The sequence below is a fragment of the Plantactinospora sp. GCM10030261 genome (assembly GCF_042666615.1).
In the GTDB taxonomy this organism is placed as follows: Bacteria; Actinomycetota; Actinomycetes; order Mycobacteriales; family Micromonosporaceae; genus KBS50.
The window spans coordinates 27,465-44,370 of the sequence record NZ_JBHTDD010000037.1 but is presented as its reverse complement, the minus strand read 5'-3'; the positions used below and the strand labels follow the sequence as shown (position 1 = coordinate 44,370).

Here is a 16,906-nt window from a genome sequence, read left to right as displayed (position 1 = left end):
TGTCTCGGGTCGACGGGGCGTGGCTGGCCGGTGCGGCGGACGGGGCGGACGGGACGCCCGGGAGGCGGTGACACGCCTGATCAGCAACCGATCGCGTCGGCGCGTCGGGCGGACTCGCGGCGGGGGAGCCGCTAGCGTCGCCCCGCATGGGGCGCAGATACGGCGAGGACGTGCTGGCCGGGGACTGGCGGCGGCGCCGGGTGATCCCGGAGGTTGACGCCGAACCCGACCTGGTGGTCGAGGATGCCGATTCCGGCTTCTGCGGGGCGGTTGTCGGGTTCGACAGCGGTGCGGTGGTGCTGGAGGACCGGCACGGTCGCCGCCGTAACTTCCCGTTGCTGCCCGCGGCCTTCCTGCTCGACGGGGAACCGGTGACGCTGCGCCGGCCGGCAACCCGGGCGGTGCCGCCGCCGCGCCGGCGCACCGCCTCCGGGTCGGTGGCGGTGGGCGGACTCCGAGCCCGGGTCGCGCGGGCCAGCCGGATCTGGGTGGAGGGCGTCCACGACGCCGCTCTGGTCGAGCGCATCTGGGGCGACGACCTGCGGGTCGAGGGAGTGGTGGTGGAGCCGCTGGAGGGCATCGACGATCTGGCCGCCCGGGTCGGCGAGTTCGCACCCGCCCCGCACCGGCGCCTCGGGGTGCTTGTCGACCACCTCGTCGCCGGCAGCAAGGAGAGCCGGATCGTGGCTGCTGTCACCTCGCCGGACGTGCTGGTCACCGGTCATCCCTACGTCGACGTGTGGCAGGCGGTCCGGCCGGCGGCCCTGGGCATTCGGGCGTGGCCGGTGGTGCCGCCGGGCCGGCCGTGGAAGGAAGGGGTGTGCGCGGCGCTCGGCGTCGCCGACCCGGCCACCATGTGGCGACACATCTTGTCCAAGGTGGACAGCTTCGCGGACGTCGAGACTCCGTTGATCAACGCGATGGAGCGGCTCATCGACTTCGTGACCGTGCCGGCGGACTGACCGTCAGCGAACGCGCGACCGTCGGATGGCCGCGCCGGCGCGTCCGGTCCGCGCCCGCCCCCGCGCCTGCGCGTCCGGTCCGCTCACGCCCCGTCGGCGCGTCCGGTCCGCTCACGCCCCGCCGGCGCGTCCGGTCCGCTCACGCCCCGTCGGCGTGTCCGGTCCGCATCGCGCGGCGCAGGTCGGCCACAGTGCCCGGTCGGCCGTACCGGTAGCCCTGGCCGCGCGTACAGCCGATGGCGGCCACGGCGGCGTGCTGGGCGTCGGTCTCCACGCCTTCGGCCACCACGCCGAGACCGAAGGCGGTGGCCAGCCGTCGCACCATCTCGACGGTCGCGTACGCCCGACCGTCGGCGCTGGGAACCGCCGGGCCGCCGCCGCAACCAGCGGTCGGGCTCTGGTGGGTGCCGGGTGCCGCCGGGTTGGCCATGCGTCCGGCATCCAGCCGGCGGACGAACGACTGGTCGATCTTCAGTTCGGTGGCCGGGATGCGGTGCAGGTAGTTGAGCGACGAGTAGCCGGTACCGAAGTCGTCGATGGCGATCCGCACCCCCAGCGCCCGCAGGTCACGGAGCCGGTCCAGCACGGTCTCCGTGTCCTCGATGAGTGCCGACTCGGTCAGTTCCACCGTCAGCGCGTGCGGGTCCAACCCGGCCTCGACGGTGGCGTTGGCGACCGTGGCGGCGAGGTCGGCGCGGCGCAGGTGCACCGCCGCGACGTTCACCGAGACGGTGGCGTCCGGCGCCACGTCCTGCCAGTCCGCCGCCGCCCGGCACGCCGCCCGGATCACCCAGCGGTCGACGGCCACGATCAGTCCCGTCTCCTCGGCCAGCGGCAGGAACCGGCCGGGCGGCAGCGTGCCCAGCCGGGGATGCCGCCACCGGACCAGTGCCTCCGCGCCGCGCACGGCACCGGTGGCCAGCTCGACGATCGGCTGGAACTCCAGCCGCAGTTGTCCTCCTTCGTCGACGGCGCGACGCAGGTCCGCGATCAGCTCGGCCCGGCTCACCGCGGCCTCCCGGAGGGCCGGCGTGCAGATCCGGTACGCGGACTTGCCGGCCGCCTTCGCGGCGTACATCGCGATGTCGGCGTCGCGCAGCAGGTCCGTGTGACCGGTGTGCTGCGGGCCGTACTCGGCGATGCCGATGCTGGCTGACGAGTGCAGCGTGCCGGTCCGTTCCAGCGGGCCGGGGCGGAGCGCGGCGAGCAGCCGCTCGGCGAGCCGATCCGGGGGCTCCCCGCGGTCGGGCCCGAGCAGCACGGCGAACTCGTCACCGCCGATCCGGGAGATCATCGCCCGGTCGCCGACGACCGCCCGCATTCGATCCGCCACGTTCACCAGCAGGCTGTCCCCGCTGGCGTGCCCGAACCGGTCGTTCACCTGCTTGAACCCGTCGAGGTCCAGCAGCAGGACGGCGACCGGCAGCCGGCCACGCAATGCCCGGCGAAGCCGCCGGGTGAACCGCAGCCGGTTCGGCAGTCCGGTGAGCTGATCGGTGTACGCGAGCCGGCGCAGCCGGTGGGCGAGTTCGGTGGTCTCGTACGCGGCCAACCCCTGCCGGATGGCCAGCGCCGCCAGCAACGCCATCCCGGACAGGAATACCGGCGGAGCGACGTGCCCGTCCAGGTGCCGGGCCAGCACCATCGCCACGATGGCGCCGCCCACCGGCAGGTACGGCAGTGCCAGCCGCCACCAGGGCAGGACCGGCCGGTCCTCGATGCCGTCCCGGGCCGAGTCCATCGCGGGAGCGGCCCGGTCTCCGGTGGCGAGCGCCATCAGCAGGTAGCTCACCGGCCAGCACAGATCGATCGGGTGTCCCGGGAGGTAGCTGTCCCGGGCGACGAGCGAGATGTAGACGGTGTCGGCGATGACCCGCAGCGCGAGCGCGCAGCCGATGGCCGTCAGTGGTCGCCACACCGGGCGCAACGGCCCGCTGACCGCCACGAGGATGGTCAACTGCATCAGGTCGAGCATCGGGTACAGCAGGCCGAGAGTCCGTACGGGATCGGCCATCGGCGCGGCCGCGACCTCACGGAAGGCGATCAGCCACCCGATCGGCACCAGCGCCAGCCCGACGATGACGCCGTCCAGCAGTACCCGCAGCCGCCCGACGGCGGTCGGCGGGGCAGTGACGCAACTCAGCAGGGCGGCGGTGCCGGAGACGATGCCGGCGGTGAAGATGCCGCCGACCAACAGGTTGTTCGGAAGTCTCCCGTCACCGGCCAGCCGGCTGACCGTCCACACCGCCCGGCCCGCGGCGGCCAGCGCCATGGTCAGCGCGAGCAGCCGCCAGAACCGGTACACACCCTGGGGACGGCGCCGGGCCACGACGAGGCAGCAGCAGGCGGCGATGCTGGCGAGGACGACCGCGCCGATGTCGCTGGCCAGCGCCGCGGCGGGCAGCTCGAAGAGAAGCCAGCCCGCCTCGACCAGCACGACCACCACGCCGGCACGGATCGCCCAACCGTGCGGGCGGGAAACGGAGGCGATCGTGGCTTCCGGTACGCCCCGCCGGGCGGACCCGGCCAGGGCACGCGACGTCAGCGCGATCCCTCGGCCCTCCCTCTGCGCCGCGGCGGTCGGCGTGGCGGCACCGAGCGACACCGGCACCTGTGGACAGTCGATGCGTCAGGCTACCGGCCGACGGAGGGTATGGCGACGGCCGAATTGTGCGACCACCGTGCTGTCGGTCAGCCGACGCCTCAGGGTCGACCGACAATCGTCGCATCGTGTCGGTGCTGGCGAGGGGTGACGCCGCGGACGCGTTTGAAGGCAACGGTTAGGGCGAAAGCATTGGCGTAACCGACCTGCCGGGCGACGGTGGCGACGGTGGCGTCGGTGGCACGGAGCGCGTCGGCGGCCAGATCGATTCGCCACCGGGTCAGATAGGCCATTGGGGGTTGTCCGACGAGCGTCGTGAACCGCCGGGCGAACGCCGCCCGGGACGTACCGGTAGCGGCGGCAAGGGCGGCCACGGTCCACGACCGCGCCGGGTCCTCGTGGATGAGGCGCAGGGCCGGGCCGACGAGCGGGTCGCCGTGCGCGCGGTACCAACCGGGCGGGTTGGCGCCCGGGCGGGCGAACCAGGCGCGCAGGGCGGCGATGAGGGCCAGGTCCAGCAGCCGGTCGAGGACGACCTGCTGCCCCGGCTCGTCCTTGGCGATCTCCTCGGCGAGCAGGGCCGTGATGGGAGACCGAACGTCCTCGCGGGGCACCCGGACGATTGTCGGTAGCGCAGCCAGCAGCCGGCCGCTGACATCGCCGGAGACCTGGTAGGTGCCGCTGGCCAGGACGGTCGAGCTGTCCGGTCTGCCGTTGTCGTGGCGCGGACCGAGCGTGCTGGTGTCGGAGGTCAGTCGGGCCTCGGCGGTGACGTCGGTCCCGTCATTGGTGATCAACTGGTTGCCGGGGCGGACAGTGAGTGTCGCGCTGGTGCCCGGATGGTCGGCGACCGTGTAGGGGTCCGGCCCCTGGACGATCGCCACGTCACCGGGGTTCAGCAGGGTGGGCGTGCCGCCATCGGGAACTATCCAGGCGTGGCCGCGCAGCGCGGTGGCGAGAGCCAGGGGGGCCTCGTCAGCGATCCGCAGCGCCCACGGTGGCTCCAGCACGGCACGACAGAACGCGGCGGTGCGGGCGCGGACGCCGTCCAGAAGGTCTCCGAGGGGGTCCATGGCCGAACAGCGTAGACGATCAGACAGGCAACCGAGCCTTGCAAACATGGATCGTCTCGCTGCGGACCGATTCACTTGTGGGGGATCGTCCAGACCGACACAGGAGGCTGATATGTACGCGATCACGGGAGCGACGGGGCACGTCGGCGGCGCGACCGCGCAGGCGCTGCTGACGGCGGGGGCGCCGGTTCGAGTCATCGTCCGTGACCCAGGCAAGGCGCAACAATGGTCCGACCTTGGCGCCGAGGTCGCCGTAGCCGACCTCACCGACCGGACGGCGCTGGCCGCCGCGCTCGTGGGCTGCCGCGGCGCCTTCGTCATGCTGCCGACCGTGGCGACCTTCACGGGTGCCGACCACCGCGGCATGGCCGACTCGATCGCCGCCGCGGTCGCGGCCAGCGACGTTCCCCATGTCGTGATGCTGTCCTCGGTCGGGGCCGAGCTGCCCGACGGCACCGGACCGATTCGCTGGCTGCACCACCTGGAGAACCGCCTGCGCGAGTCCGGTGTGCTGCTGACCGCGATCCGCGCACCGCATTTCCAGGAGAAGGTCGAATCCGTGCTCGACGCCGTGACCGGCACCGGCACGTACCCGGTCTTCGGCGACTCCGCCGACGTAGCCATACCAATGGTCGCGACCCAGGACGTCGGCGCTGCTGCCGCCCGGGCGCTGACCTTGCCGCCGGCGGTCAGCGAGGTCGTCGACCTGGCGGCGCCGAGCTACACCGAACGCCAGGTCGCCGAGCTGCTGGGCGCGATGCTCGGCAGGGCGGTCGACGTGGTCACGCTCCCGCGACCCAGCTGGCACGACGCGCTGGTCAGCGCCGCTGTCCCGCCGCTGCTGGCCGATGAACTCATCGCGCTGTACGACGCCGACAACCGAGGCGTTCTCCGACCCTGCGGCGATCGTCGGGAGCGCTGCACCACCGAGCTCGAAGACACCCTGCGTCGAGTCGTCCGGACCGCGACGACAGCCGGATAGCTGGGGTGGCCGGTAGTCGGCCACCGTCGTCGTGCGCTCTGGGCGTGCGGTCAGTCGATCCGGTCCGGGTGTCGGGTGAGCACGAAGGTGGCGATGTCCAGCGTGTCCGGCCGGCCGGCGGCGTCGCGGCGGACGGCGAGCACCTCGCCGTCGTTCATCCCGGTGCGGCCCCGCCACCGGTCGGCGTCCAGCCGGCCGAAGCGCCACGGCGCCCGGCCGGTCGAGCTGAACACGAGTTCCGCCGCGGTGGCGTCCCAGGTCGCGTCGTACGCCCGGCCCATCCACCACCAGCGACCGGTGAGGTCGGCGATCTCGGTCGGGACCTCGTCGGCGGATGGCCGCCAGGCCGGCTCGGCCACCGGGTCCGCGTCCAGCACCAGGTCGAGCAGGTCGACGCCGAGGGTGCCGAGGTGACCGCCGCGCAGCCCGTACGCGTTGGCGTAGCCGACGATCCCGGTGCGCGACGGGCGGTGCACGCTGATGGTGGCGACGTAGCCGGGCATCGACCCACCGTGCCCGGCGTAGATCCGCTCGCCGGAGCGGGTCAGCTCGATGCCCAGCCCGTGACCGCCGCGCCAGGTGTCCGGGTCGATGATCACGGGGACGCACATCTCGATGAGGGTGGCGGGCGCCAGGATGGCCGCGTCGGGGTCGGCCAGGAAGGCGGCCCACCGGGCGAGGTCGGTGACGGTGGACCAGAGTTGACCGGCGGGGGCCATCGCGCCGGTGTCGGTGCGGGGCTCCTCGCGCAGCGTGTCGTGCCACGGGTGGACGACGTACCCGCGGGCGAACGGCTCGGTGGCCTGGTACGTGGTGCGCGTCATGCCCAGCGGGCCGAGTAGCTCGGCGCGGACCAGTTCCCACCAGGGTTCGCCGGTGAGGCGTTCCAGGACGCCGCCCAGCAGGCCGTAGGCGAGGTTGGAGTAGTGGTAGACCCGGTGCGGCGGATGGGTGAGCTTGGCCGGGGTGAGCCCGGCCAGCAGCGTGTCCAGGTCGGCGCCCTCGGCGCGTTCCCACCAGTCGCCGTCCGGCTCGCGCTGCAGGCCGGAGGCGTGACCGAGGAGTTGCCGGAGGGTCACCCGACCGACCGGGGTGCCGGGCAGGTGCCTGTCGAGCCGGTCGTCGAGGTCGAGTCGACCGGCGTCGCGCAGCCGCATGACAAGGACCGCGGTCATTGTCTTGCTGATCGACCCGATCCGGTACTGGGTGTCCGGATCGGGCACGGGTTCCGCACCTGCGGCGGCGACGTGGGCCAGCGAACCGTCCCGTACCAGCCCGAGGATCAGCGAGGGGGCCCGACCGGTGGACTGGGCCTCGGTGACGCGTGCGTCGAGGCGGCGGGTGGTCTCCGGGAGCAGGGGCATCGCGTCTCCTCCTGGCTGTTCCTGGACCAACCCTATCCGCACCTCTGATCTTCACGGGTCGCCGGACGTGCGCGGGCATGTCACCCTTGGTACATGGGAGCGCTGATCTGGATCGTGCTGGGTGCCGCGCTGGCGATCGCGGAGATTTTCACCACGACGCTTTTCCTGATCATGTTCTCGGTCGGTGCGTTCGCGGCGGCCGGCGCGGCGGCACTGGGTGCCCCGTTCGCCGTGCAGGCGATCGTGTTCGCCCTGGTGTCGGCCGTCACAGTGCTTGGCGTACGGCCCAGTCTGCGACGTCAGAGCGACTCGGCGGCCGGGGACGAGGGGCCGTTCGGCATGACGGCGATCACCGACGAGACCGCGATCGTGCTGGACCGGGTCGACGCGAACGGCGGCCGCGTCAAGATCGGCGGCGAGTTGTGGGGTGCTCGGGCCTTCGACGCCACCCAGAGCTACGAGCCGGGTGAGCAGGTCCGTGTGATCGAGATAAAGGGTGTGACCGCCATGGTTTGGCGGGATGATTTGTCAACCTCCGGGGAGCTACCCGGATTGGAAAGGTGATCGAATATGGGGACTGTGACCGCGGTGCTCCTTGCCGCCGTGGCCCTGATCGTGGTGATAACGCTGGCTCGGGCCGTCCGGATCGTTCCGCAGCAGCGGATGGACGTGGTGGAGCGGCTCGGGAAGTACAAGCGCACGCTGACTCCCGGCCTGAACCTGCTGGTGCCGTTCGTCGACGCGGTGCGGACCAAGGTCGACATGCGGGAGCAGGTGGTCAGCTTCCCGCCGCAGCCGGTGATCACCTCGGACAACCTGGTGGTCTCCATCGACACGGTCCTCTACTTCAAGGTGGTCGACCCGGTTCGGGCGACGTACGAGATCTCGAACTTCCTCCAGGCCATCGAGCAGCTCACGGTCACCACGCTGCGCAACGTCATCGGATCGCTGGACCTGGAGCGGGCGCTGACCAGCCGCGAGGAGATCAACAGGCACCTGTCCGGGGTGCTCGACGAGACCACCGGCCGGTGGGGCATCAAGGTGACCCGGGTCGAGATCAAGGCGATCGAGCCCCCGCCCAGCATCCGCGACTCGATGGAGAAGCAGATGCGGGCCGAGCGGGACCGCCGCGCCGCCATCCTGAACGCCGAAGGGCACAAGCAGTCGCAGATCCTGTCCGCCGAGGGTGAGAAGCAGGCGGCGGTGCTGCGTGCCGACGGTGACCGGCAGGCCCGGATCCTGCAGGCCGAGGGCCAGGCCAAGGCGATCCGGACCGTCTTCGACGCGATCCACACCGCCAACCCCAGCCAGAAGGTGCTGGCCTACCAGTACCTCCAGGCCCTGCCGCAGATCGCCAACGGCACGGCCAACAAGGTGTGGATCGTGCCGGCCGAGCTGACCAAGGCGCTGGAGGGCATGGGCGGCGCGCTGGGCGGCCTGCAGCGGATGGCCGGCGACGCGCCGTCCGCGGATGTCGACTCGAGTGCCGTGGAGCGCGAGGCGCACGAGGCGGCCGAGGCGGCGGCGGCCGCGGCCCGCGAGGTCAACTCCGAGGTGCGCGCGGCGGAGGAGCAGGTCAGCTCGGGTAGCCAGCGCACCCAGCAGCTGTCCGCCGGGGCGCCCATCCCGCCGAGCGCCGCGGTCGCCGAGGGGGTCCCGGCCCCCGAGAAGGTCCCTGCCACCGACGGGACCGCGACCGACGACACGGTCGTGATCAACACTGCGGATTCGGAGCGCACCCAGCGGTTGTGACACCGCCGGTGCCGCGTGGCGGCACCGGAATCGGTGAACCTTCCGTACGGCGTCCCGTCGCCTGCCAGGATCGGACCAGGGACCGATCCGCGGCGACGGGGCGCCGTTTCGCGTACCCGTGCGGGGCTGCCGGCGCCCGCGACGTCGCGTCGTCGCCGCCCACGACGTCGCGCTGTCGACGGCGCCCGGGGCGGGGTGTTGCCAGCGTCCGACGGGGCGCGGTGCGAGGGGAGGCGGAATGGACGAGACTCCGCAGCGTGCCGAGGGGCCGGCCGCAGCCCACGCGAGGATTGCCACCTCGCTGGTCCGCCCGGTCCGGGTGATCCGCCGGGTCGGCCTCAACCTGCTGCCATTCTTCGACGAACGGAATCCGGCCCCGCCGGCGCCGAACATGATCTGGCTGTGGGCGTTGCGCCGGTTCGCCCGCAACGTCGTCTGGCTACTGCCCGGCTACGCGGTGCTGTTCGGACTGGTCACCGCGCGCGGTGACGATCTGCGCCGGTCGACCTCCCTGGCCACCGGCGGCAGCCTGCGGGCGCTCGGCCTGGTGCTGGCCACCTGGCTCGGACTGCTCGCCCTGCTCGCGCTCACCAGCCTGCTGGCCACCAACCGCAGCCGGGGGACCGCCACCGCCGCGCTGCTGCTCGCCCTGTTCGGGGCGCTGCTGATGCCGTTGGCGTACGCGGCCGGGCCGGGGTACGCGCGGGCGCTGGCCTTTGTCGGCGGCACGGTGTTCAGTCTCGGCTGGGGACTGGCCGGGCTCGCCGTGGCCAGGTCGCAGGTCTTCGGCGCCTCCGACGGCGTACTCATGATGATTGCCGCACCGCTGCTCGGGGTGGGTGGACTCATCGTCGCGGCGCTCCAGACGGTCGGGGCCCTGCTGCTGCTCGCGGCCGGGGTGGGGGTCGCCTGGAAGGCCGGCCGGCTGCTGCCCCGCACCGAGGCGCCGTTGCTCACCGAACCCACCGATGGCGCCCCCGCCTGACCCGCGCCCCCGAGCCCTGGCCCGACCCGTCAGCTCTCCCGTCCTGACGGACCATGATCGTTGCCAGGTTCCGGTGGTGACACGCCGGGACAGCACACCCCTTCCGTACGACGATCATTTTGCTGGTCAGAGCTGGCCGACGTCGGTGATCCGGATGACCGCGGCCCCGACCTCGTCGGACGCCGCCAGGTCGACCTCGGCGCTGATGCCCCAGTCGTGGTCGCCCTCCGGGTCGTCGAAGATCTGCCGGACCGTCCACCGGTCCCGACCCTGGTCGATCATGAGCAGCGCGGGTCCCCGGGCGTTCGGGCCGGTCCCCAGATCCTCGTACGCCTCGAAGTACGGCTCCAGCGCGTCGGCCCAGGCGTCGGCGTCCCAGCCGGCGTCGGAGTCCAGTTCGCCCAGGACGTCCCAGCGGCGCAACGCGGCCAGCTCGACCCGGCGGAACATCGCGTTGCGGACCAGCACGCGGAAGGCACGCGGGTTGCGGGTGACCGCTGGCGGCCGCTCGTCGAGCCGGTTGGCCGCCACCTCCGCCACGTCGGACGGGTTGCGCAGCCGCTCCCACTCGTCGATCAGACTGGAGTCCACCTGCCGGACCAGCTCGCCGAGCCACTCGATCAGGTCGGTGAGGTCCTCGGTCCGGGCGTCCTCGGGGACGGTCTGCCGCAGGGTCTTGTACGCGTCGGCGAGGTAGCGCAGCACCAGCCCCTCGGACCGGGACAGGCTGTAGAAGGCTACGTACTCGGTGAAGGTCATCGCCCGCTCGTACATGTCGCGGACCACCGACTTGGGGGAGAGGCCGTAGTCGGCGACCCACGGGTGACCGCGCCGGTACATCTCGTACGCGGCGTCCAGCAGCTCCGCGAGCGGCTTCGGGTGGGTCACCTCGTCGAGCAGTTCGAGCCGCTGCTCGTACTCGATGCCGTCGGCCTTCATCGCGGCGACCGCCTCACCGCGGGCCTTGAACTGCTGCGCGGACAGCACCTGCCGAGGATCGTCCAGGATGGACTCGATCACCGAGAGAACGTCCAGCGGGTACGCCGGCGACTCCTTGTCGAGCAGCTCGATCGCGGCCAGCGCGAGCGGCGACAGCGGCTGATTGAGGGCGAAGTCGTACTGGAGGTCGACGGTGAGCCGGACCCGCCGACCGGTGTCGTCCGGCTCGGCGAGCTGCTCCACCACGCCGCCGGCCAGCAGCGCCCGGTAGATGGCGATGGCCCGGCGGATGTGTCTGCGCTGGGCCGCGCGTTCCTCGTGGTTGTCGGTGAGCAGGTGTCGCATCGCCGCGAACGCGTCACCCGGTCGGGCGATGACGTTCAGCAGCATCGAGTGGCTGACCTGGAAGCTGGAGGTGAGTGGCTCCGGCTCGGCGGCGACGAGACGTTCGAAGGTGGGCTGACCCCAGCCGATCGACCCCTCCGGCGGCTTCTTGCGCACCACCTTGCGCCGCTTCTTCGGGTCGTCGCCGGCTTTGGCGAGTGCCTTCTCGTTGTCGATGACGTGCTCGGGCGCCTGCACCACGACGGTGCCCATGGTGTCGAACCCGGCCCGGCCAGCCCGACCGGCGATCTGGTGGAACTCGCGAGCCTTGAGCAGTCGGGTCTTCACCCCGTCGTACTTCGACAGGCCGGTGAACAGCACGGTCCGGATCGGCACGTTGATGCCCACCCCGAGGGTGTCCGTCCCGCAGATGACCTTGAGTAGGCCGGCCTGGGCGAGGGTCTCTACCAGCCGGCGGTACTTCGGCAGCATGCCCGCGTGGTGCACGCCGATGCCGTGCCGGACCAGGCGGGACAGGGTACGCCCGAAGCCCGCGGTGAACCGGAAGTTGCCGATCGCCTCGGCGATCATGTCCTTCTCGGCCCGGGTCGCGACGTTCACGCTCATCAGCGCCTGCGCCCGTTCCAGTGCCGCCGCCTGGGTGAAGTGCACGACGTAGATCGGCGCCTGTTTGGTGCTGAGCAGTTCCTCAAGCGTCTCGTGCATCGGCGTCATCGCGTACGAGAACATCAGCGGAACAGGCCGCTGGGCCGAGCGGACGACGGCGGTGGACCGGCCGGTACGCCGGGAGAGGTCCTCCTCGAAGCGCTTGACGTCGCCGAGGGTGGCCGACATCAGCACGAACTGCGCCTGGGGTAGCTCGATCAGCGGCACCTGCCACGCCCAGCCCCGGTCCGGCTCGGCGTAGAAGTGGAACTCGTCCATGATCACCAGGCCGACGTCGGCCCGGCCACCCTCGCGGAGCGCGATGTTCGCCAGGATCTCGGCCGTGCAGCAGATGATCGGCGCGTCCTCGTTGACGCTGGCGTCGCCGGTCAGCATGCCGACGTTGTGCGCCCCGAAGACCTCGCAGAGCGCGAAGAACTTCTCCGACACCAGGGCCTTGATCGGCGCGGTGTAGAAGGAGACCCGGTTCTCGGTCAGCGCGGTGAAGTGGGCGGCCGTCGCGACCAGGCTCTTACCGGACCCGGTCGGCGTGTTCAGGATGACGTTGGCCCCGGAGACGATCTCGATGACCGCCTCCTCCTGGTGCGGATAGAGGGCCAACCCCTGCCCGTTCGCCCAGCCGGTGAACGCGTCGAAGAGGGAGTCGGCATCGGCGTCGGCCGGGATCTGGTCGGTGAGCGTCATCGCCGGTCAATCCTGCCCTGCCCGGACCGGTCGCCGCCAACCGGGCCAGCTCCCTTCCGTACGAAGACCAGGTCGAAGACCGGGCGTCGGGCGGCGAGCGCCCGCCGTTCGAACTTGGTCACCGGCCGGTCGTCGGGCCGCGGCGCGAAGCCGGCGTACGCGTTGACCAGCTCGGGATCGGCGGTCAGGGTCTCCCGCATGGCGTTGGCGTAGTCGTGGCTGTCGGTGGCGCACAGCAACCTACCGTCCGGCTCCAGCCGGTCCCGCAGCAGCGCGACGTTGCCGGGCTGGATCAGCCGCCGCTTGTGGTGCCGGGTCTTGGGCCACGGGTCCGGAAAGAACAGGTGGATCGCGGCCAGGCTGGCCGGGGGGAGCAGCCGGAGCAGGACCAGGGCGTCGCCGTCGGCGACCCGGACGTTCGTCAGACCCCGTCGGTCGATCATGGCGAGCAGGTTCGCGATGCCCGGGGTGTGCACCTCGGCCGCCAGGTAGTCCCGGTCCGGGTCGGCGGCGGCCATGGCGGCGGTCGCCTCACCCATCCCGGAACCGATCTCCAGCACCACCGGCGCCCGCCGACCGAACAGCGCCGGCAGGTCGACCGGCTCGGCCACCGGGTCCGGGGCGGTGGCCGGGTCCGGGGCGGTCGCCGCCGCGGCGGTGGGGTCGGTGGTGGCCGGGTTCGGGTCGGTGGCGGCGGTGGTTGCTGGATCCTCGGGAACCGGCAGCCGGAACGCCGGTCCGAGGCGGTCCAGGGCGTCCACATGGCGCCCGCTGAGCCGGCCGCGCCTGGGGTGGAACGTCCGGATCGGCGCTCTCGCGACGCCCGGCTGGTCGGCGGGGCCGCTTGCGGAATTCCGGTCGGTGGAGGTCACAGGACGACGAGCCTATCGCGCCGTGGGATGAGAAGATTTCCCCGTACGGTGGACGGGAGCCCCCGGCATGGAATCGGCCCGTCCCACGGCGCCAGGAGGGCCTATGGAGTCAGCGCCGCACCCAGGGGCTTCGACACAGGCCGTCGGGCCGGTGTCGAGGCCCCCGGCCGCCAGGTGGTCCGCCGTCATGATCGGGGTGACCCTGGGACTGGCCGCGCTGGTGCCGATGGCCGGTCCGGTCCGGGCCGCTGACGTCTACGTCCAGCTCACCCCGAGCACGACGGAGGCCGGCGACCTGGTCGGCATCCGGGCCAGTTGCCGGGACAACCGGCAGCCCGCGACGGTCGAGTCCCAGGCGTTCGGCACGGTCACCGCCCAGCCGCAGGACGGCGTCCTCACCGCGACGGCCATGGTGCCGGAGGGGACGAAGGCGGACACCTACCGGGTCCGGCTCCGCTGCCCCGACGGCAACAACGCCACGGCGTCGCTGATCGTGGTCGGTGGCATCCGACCCACCCGGGGGCCGGCCACCGGTTTCGGGGGCACCGCCGGGGACAACCCGGGCGGTTTGTTGATCGCGGGCGGGCTGGCGACCCTCGTGCTGGGCGGCGTGCTGGGCGTGCTCGCCCTGCGGCAACGGTCCGCGTCCTTCGGCCCCCGCTGACGAGCGCCATGTCCGCGGTTCGGTACGGCGGCCGGCCGGCAGCCGGGCAACCCGTCCGGTCCGGTCCACGGCATGCCCGCTGGTCCGTCCGGTCCGGTCCACGGCATGCCCGCTGGTCCGGCCGATCCGGTCCGCGGCCCGCCGGCCTCAGCCTCGGTACGCGTCAGCGGCGCCCGGTCCGCCGGCGGCGCTGGTTCGGACCGGCCTCGGTGATCCTGCTGCTGCTCGGCATCTTCGCCACCGGTGCCGGGCTCGGCCAGGCGACCGGCGGACCGTTCTCCTGGCTGGGCGGCGGCAGCAAGGAACCACCGCGCGAGTTTCCGGTGCTGAAGCCCAGCAAGCCGGTCCGGATGACGATCAAGTCGATCAAAGTGGCGGCGCCGGTGATGCAGGTGGGGCTGGCCGACGACGGGAGCATCGCCGTCCCCGACCTCGACCGGCACAACCAGGCCGGCTGGTACGAGGACGGCCCGACCCCGGGTCAGTTCGGCCCGGCCATCATCGTGGGGCACGCCGACACCAGGACCGGCCCGTCGGTCTTCCACGGCCTGCCGAAGCTGCCCGCCGGTGCCAAGATCGAGATTGTCCGGGAGGACCGGTCGACGGCGATCTTCGAGGTGAACTCGGTGGAGCGGTTCGACAAGGGCCAACTGCCGGCCGAGCGCGTGTACGGCGACTACCGCCGGCCGGGGCTGCGCCTGATCACCTGCGGTGGTGAGTGGCGGGGCGGCGGCATCGGGTACGCCGACAACATCATTGCCTTCGCGTCACTGGTCAGCGTCCGCAAGCCCTGAGGATGTGCCTACTCGGGTTCTGCGACGGAGACGCCCTGGCTCGCTTGACACCCACCGGACCCGTGGCGAGGACCCGTGGTCGCCCGGGTGGCTGTCCACGGTGCGCGACCGCTGGCGTCACGACCGGGGCTGGTGAGATCGACTCAATGTCGGAAATGTTGCGGGGTCGGCGGCCTCCGGACACCCCTACTTCGCCGATATCGAGTCGATGTTGGGCTACAAGCGAGGCGGACACCCGAACCGCACAGTCAGGACAGGCGGGTTCTCAGTCAGGACGGGCGGGTTCTCGGGCGGTCACTCGTCGGGTGCGATCGGCACGATCTCGAACTCCATAAGCGTCGCGCCGGTGGCCACCGGCCGGTGCCCGGGGCCGCTCGGGGCGTGCGCCTGCCGGGCCGGCCCGTCCGCCCAGGCCCGGTATGCCTCCTCGTTCTCCCAGCGGGTGTAGACGAAGTACCGGGTCTCCCCGGCGACCGGCCGCAACATCTCGAAGCCGAGGAAACCGGGGGTGTCCACCATCGACCGCTGCCGGGCGGCGAACCGCCGTTCCAACTCCGGTCCGGCGCCGGTCGGCACCTCGATCGCGTTGATCTTCACGACTGCCATGCGATCCAGCCTACGGGCGGTGTGTCGTGAACTGCGGTGCCGACGGTACGGCAGCCGTCGGGTCGGTATGTTGTGTGAACCTGTGACCGCAGAGTCGGTATGTTGTGTGCACTTGTGACCGTCGAGAGGGCTGCCGGTTAGCCAAGCTCCGCGCGGTGGCTCCGATGGGGGGTCGCGGTGTGGCTGAACGGGTGGGCGAGGCAGGTGGGGGCATGATGAGTGCCGAGGCCGTGGGTGCGCAGATGCCGACCCAGGTGACGCTGGACGATCTCGCCGTGATGGCGGCGGCCGACGAGAACCACCGTTACGAGCTCAGCGTCGAGGGAGTGTTGTCGGTCGTGCCCCCCGCCGATCCCGATCATGCGCTGCTGGTGTCCCGGATGTTCGCCTGGTTCCTGACCCATGGATTCGGCCCCGACCAGGTCGTGACGGACTGCGGAATCGACGTCGGCGGTGGACGGGTGCCGGACCTGACGGTGTGGGCGGCGGGACGTCCGCCGCGCCCGGCGCGGTCGAGCTACGCCGGAACGGACGGGTTGCTGCTGGCCGTCGAGGTGGTGTCCCGAGGTTCCGAGATCGTCGACCGGATCACCAAAAAGGCCGAGTACGCCAAGGCTGGCATTCCCCGGTACTGGATCGTGGAGCGCGACAGTGGCACCACCGTGCACCGGCACACCCTCGACCCGGACACCGGCGAGTATCAGCCCGACCCCGGCCAGGCCCAACCGCTCGCCTGGCTGTTGACCACGGTCCCCGATCTCTCGTAGCCGGGGCGTAGCCGTCAGCCGGTTCCCGCCACGTCGAGATCGGCGTCGACCACGATCGGCGCGTGGTCCGACGGCCCCTTGCCCTTGCGGGCCTCGCGATCCACGTACGCGCCGGTGACCCGGCTCGCGATCGAATCCGTGGCGTAGACGAGATCGATCCGCATCCCCTTGTTCTGGTGGAACATCCCGGCCCGGTAGTCCCAGTACGTGAATGGGTGCGGTCCCTTCATCGGGGTCGGGACGACGTCGACCAGGCCCAGGTCCCGCAACTCGGCGAGGGCCTGCCGCTCGGCCGGTGTGACGTGGGTGGAGTCGACGAACAGGGCCGGATCCCAGACGTCGGCGTCGGTGGGGGCGACGTTGAAGTCACCACAGACCGCCAGCGGGAGCCCGGACTTCAGCTCCGAGTCGAGGACATCCCGCAGCGCCGCCAGCCAGGCCAGCTTGTACTCGTAGTGCGGGGAGTCGGGGGTCCGCCCGTTCGGGACGTACACCGACCAGACCCGGACCCCCGCGCAGGTGGCCGAGATCGCGCGGGCCTCGGGCAGCGGGAAGCCCGGCTCTCCCGGGAACCCGACCACGACGTCGTCTAGCCCGACCCGGGACAGCACCGCCACCCCGTTCCAGCGACCGTCGCTGTGGCTGGCCACCGTGTAGCCCAGCTCGCCGACCTCGGCCACCGGGAAGGCACCGTCCGGGCACTTGGTCTCCTGCAGGCACACCACGTCGGGCCGGACGTCGGCGAGCCAGTCGACCAGCCGGGGCAGCCGGGCCTTCACCGAGTTCACGTTCCAGGTTGCCAACCGCATGCGGACAGCCTGCCCGATGTGGCGCCGCGCCGCGATTCCG

15 protein-coding genes are annotated in these 16,906 nt (G+C 71.9%); 8 read left to right on the top strand and 7 right to left on the bottom strand.

Annotated features, from left to right (window positions below; translation table 11 throughout):
• Positions 1–146: 146 nt before the first annotated feature.
• A complete protein-coding gene (locus ACFQUZ_RS29285) occupies positions 147–962 on the top strand; it encodes a DUF3097 domain-containing protein (protein WP_377447988.1) in 816 nt (271 codons plus the stop codon).
• 139 nt (positions 963–1,101) lie between these two features.
• Here ACFQUZ_RS29285 and ACFQUZ_RS29280 read toward each other — a convergent pair whose 3' ends face one another.
• A complete protein-coding gene (locus ACFQUZ_RS29280) occupies positions 1,102–3,573 on the bottom strand; it encodes a putative bifunctional diguanylate cyclase/phosphodiesterase (protein WP_377447986.1) in 2,472 nt (823 codons plus the stop codon).
• Between the two features lie 92 nt (positions 3,574–3,665).
• Complete coding sequence (locus ACFQUZ_RS29275; protein WP_377447984.1) at positions 3,666–4,637, bottom strand: AraC family transcriptional regulator; 972 nt, start codon at positions 4,635–4,637, stop codon at positions 3,666–3,668.
• A gap of 112 nt (positions 4,638–4,749) precedes the next feature.
• Between ACFQUZ_RS29275 and ACFQUZ_RS29270 the strand changes: the two genes are divergently transcribed.
• Entirely contained in the window at positions 4,750–5,619 is an 870-nt protein-coding gene (locus ACFQUZ_RS29270) for an NmrA family NAD(P)-binding protein (RefSeq protein ID WP_377447982.1), read from the top strand.
• Positions 5,620–5,669: 50 nt separating this feature from the next.
• Here the strand turns inward: ACFQUZ_RS29270 and ACFQUZ_RS29265 are convergent, their stop codons facing one another.
• Positions 5,670–6,983: a serine hydrolase domain-containing protein gene (locus ACFQUZ_RS29265; protein ID WP_377447980.1), complete on the bottom strand. Its 1,314-nt coding sequence runs from the start codon at positions 6,981–6,983 to the stop codon at positions 5,670–5,672.
• A gap of 93 nt (positions 6,984–7,076) precedes the next feature.
• Here ACFQUZ_RS29265 and ACFQUZ_RS29260 point away from each other — a divergent pair, with 93 nt between their 5' ends.
• The 3 genes from ACFQUZ_RS29260 (at position 7,077) to ACFQUZ_RS29250 (ending at position 9,720) form a co-directional block, all read left to right on the top strand.
• Complete coding sequence (locus tag ACFQUZ_RS29260) at positions 7,077–7,547, top strand: NfeD family protein (protein WP_377447978.1); 471 nt, start codon at positions 7,077–7,079, stop codon at positions 7,545–7,547.
• A 6-nt stretch (positions 7,548–7,553) separates the two neighbouring features.
• Positions 7,554–8,735 (top strand): SPFH domain-containing protein, encoded by a 1,182-nt coding sequence (locus tag ACFQUZ_RS29255; protein ID WP_377447976.1) that lies wholly within the window; start codon positions 7,554–7,556, stop codon positions 8,733–8,735.
• Positions 8,736–8,973: 238 nt separating this feature from the next.
• Entirely contained in the window at positions 8,974–9,720 is a 747-nt protein-coding gene (locus ACFQUZ_RS29250; protein WP_377447974.1) for a hypothetical protein, read from the top strand.
• A 126-nt stretch (positions 9,721–9,846) separates the two neighbouring features.
• Here ACFQUZ_RS29250 and ACFQUZ_RS29245 read toward each other — a convergent pair whose 3' ends face one another.
• Both ACFQUZ_RS29245 and trmB read right to left on the bottom strand, forming a co-directional pair.
• Positions 9,847–12,354 (bottom strand): DEAD/DEAH box helicase, encoded by a 2,508-nt coding sequence (locus tag ACFQUZ_RS29245; RefSeq protein ID WP_377447972.1) that lies wholly within the window; start codon positions 12,352–12,354, stop codon positions 9,847–9,849.
• Positions 12,351–13,226 (bottom strand): tRNA (guanosine(46)-N7)-methyltransferase TrmB, encoded by an 876-nt coding sequence (gene trmB, locus ACFQUZ_RS29240; RefSeq protein ID WP_377447970.1) that lies wholly within the window; start codon positions 13,224–13,226, stop codon positions 12,351–12,353. Before trmB ends, ACFQUZ_RS29245 begins: the two co-directional genes overlap by 4 nt.
• Before the next feature lie 187 nt (positions 13,227–13,413).
• Between trmB and ACFQUZ_RS29235 the strand changes: the two genes are divergently transcribed.
• Positions 13,414–13,890, top strand: a complete 477-nt coding sequence (locus tag ACFQUZ_RS29235) for a hypothetical protein (protein WP_377447968.1) — start codon at positions 13,414–13,416, stop codon at positions 13,888–13,890.
• A gap of 209 nt (positions 13,891–14,099) precedes the next feature.
• Complete coding sequence (locus tag ACFQUZ_RS29230) at positions 14,100–14,684, top strand: class F sortase (RefSeq protein WP_377447966.1); 585 nt, start codon at positions 14,100–14,102, stop codon at positions 14,682–14,684.
• Between the two features lie 294 nt (positions 14,685–14,978).
• Here ACFQUZ_RS29230 and ACFQUZ_RS29225 read toward each other — a convergent pair whose 3' ends face one another.
• Positions 14,979–15,290, bottom strand: coding sequence for an antibiotic biosynthesis monooxygenase family protein (locus ACFQUZ_RS29225; RefSeq protein WP_377447964.1), 312 nt, complete (start codon positions 15,288–15,290; stop codon positions 14,979–14,981).
• A gap of 212 nt (positions 15,291–15,502) precedes the next feature.
• On the opposite strand from ACFQUZ_RS29225, the gene ACFQUZ_RS29220 reads away from it, so the two are divergent.
• Positions 15,503–16,057, top strand: a complete 555-nt coding sequence (locus ACFQUZ_RS29220) for a Uma2 family endonuclease (protein WP_377447962.1) — start codon at positions 15,503–15,505, stop codon at positions 16,055–16,057.
• A gap of 14 nt (positions 16,058–16,071) precedes the next feature.
• Here ACFQUZ_RS29220 and ACFQUZ_RS29215 read toward each other — a convergent pair whose 3' ends face one another.
• A complete protein-coding gene (locus ACFQUZ_RS29215) occupies positions 16,072–16,866 on the bottom strand; it encodes an exodeoxyribonuclease III (protein ID WP_377447960.1) in 795 nt (264 codons plus the stop codon).
• Positions 16,867–16,906: the final 40 nt, after the last annotated feature.